At 63.4% G+C, this 1,229-nt stretch carries 3 protein-coding genes; all 3 read right to left on the bottom strand.

Translation table 11 applies throughout. From position 1 onward, the window contains the following. Positions 1–191, bottom strand: a 191-nt coding sequence (locus ENZ75_RS34825) for a hypothetical protein (protein ID WP_206617160.1), incomplete at its 3' end; no start/stop codon positions are given. Positions 192–291: 100 nt separating this feature from the next. Further along, a complete protein-coding gene (locus tag ENZ75_RS32285) occupies positions 292–528 on the bottom strand; it encodes a hypothetical protein (protein WP_013529265.1) in 237 nt (78 codons plus the stop codon). Positions 529–651: 123 nt separating this feature from the next. Further along, the coding region (locus ENZ75_RS32280; protein WP_128278633.1) for a DUF2865 domain-containing protein at positions 652–1,229 on the bottom strand (578 nt) is incomplete at its 5' end.

The raw sequence follows: 1,229 nt of genomic DNA, 5'->3' as shown, positions 1-1,229 counted from the left end.
GGGCAATCCGAGGTCGAGAACGGCGCTTTTCCTGTGGCGCCGCAGCCGGACCGGCGTTTTTCCGAGCGCAAGGTCAGCCATGCCGCACCGAGACGGCACCAGACGAGGTTGCCTGCGTCCGCTTCCCTATCGGCGCCAGCGAAGCCGCTGACCTGCAGGAACGTCAGCGAGCCTGGCAAGAGAGCTCGCATGGTCTGCGATTAGATCGGAGCGGGTCCCTAAAAGCGGGACCCGGTTTTCGGATGGGATGCGATCAAGACGCGATCCGCGGATAGCTTCGGTGACCCGGCCTCACAGTGAAGCAGCGCCCTTTTTCGGCTCCTTCGCACCGAGCTTGTCGAGTGCAAGACGAACCTGACGCAGATCTTCCTGCCAGCCGTCATCGTCGTCCATCGGACCCTCCGAGGCAGCCCGCTGCAGCCCACGCGCCTCGGATTCGATCTCGCGCAGTTCGGCGATTTTCTGTTCGGTGGTCAGCGAGTCATCTTCGACGATCTCCAGTACCCGCATTTCCCGGAACGTAGCCACGGCGTTTCTCCCGGCTGATGTCGATCACAACGCCATGAGCGCCTCTCTGTTCCAGCCGGATCAGGCAACCGCATCGCAGCAGGCACGCCGCAACCGGTGATCGCCAATTGGGGAAGCCGGCGATCATTCGGCCGGGAAAAACGCCGGGCCGACCACGCGCACCGACCGCTTGCCGGCCTCGATCGAAAGGTGCTGGGCGGCACCTGGCGCTTCGGCATCGATTCCAGGGACGGCCGCAACCGTGCCGAGATCCGGCTTCGCCGTCGGCAGCGGAATAATGGCATTGCGCATGTTGGCGGGCGTCACAGTCCTGGCTCGCAGTTCGGTGACCCGCTGGTAGTATCGCTTGACGTCGCATGCCTTGAAATTCGCATCATCGCGATATCTGAAGGCTGCCGGCAGTTCGGTATAAGGCTTGCGCGTGTCGAGCGCGACCATCTGGTCGGTTTCGAGGCTGGCATCGTTCAACGTGTAGAGGTCGACGCTGGGGTCATCGCAGATGTAACGGCATTGATCGGCCGTCTCCTTCAGATCACCGCTGGCGGCGAATTGCGACTTTGGCGCCGGGAAGAAATACCCGTCCGACAGACGCACGCAAAACAGCATCGCATTGCCGCCGAACGTGGTGCTCGCCGATTGGGTGCCGGGCGCGGCGCGCGCAGACCGTTGCTTTGCCGAAGGCGCGCAGCCAAGCGCCACGA

The organism is Mesorhizobium sp. M7A.F.Ca.CA.002.04.1.1 (assembly GCF_004022805.1).
Lineage (GTDB): Bacteria > Pseudomonadota > Alphaproteobacteria > Rhizobiales > Rhizobiaceae > Mesorhizobium > Mesorhizobium ciceri.
The sequence above is the reverse complement of the archived record's forward strand: the minus strand, read 5'-3'. Positions and strand labels throughout refer to the sequence as shown.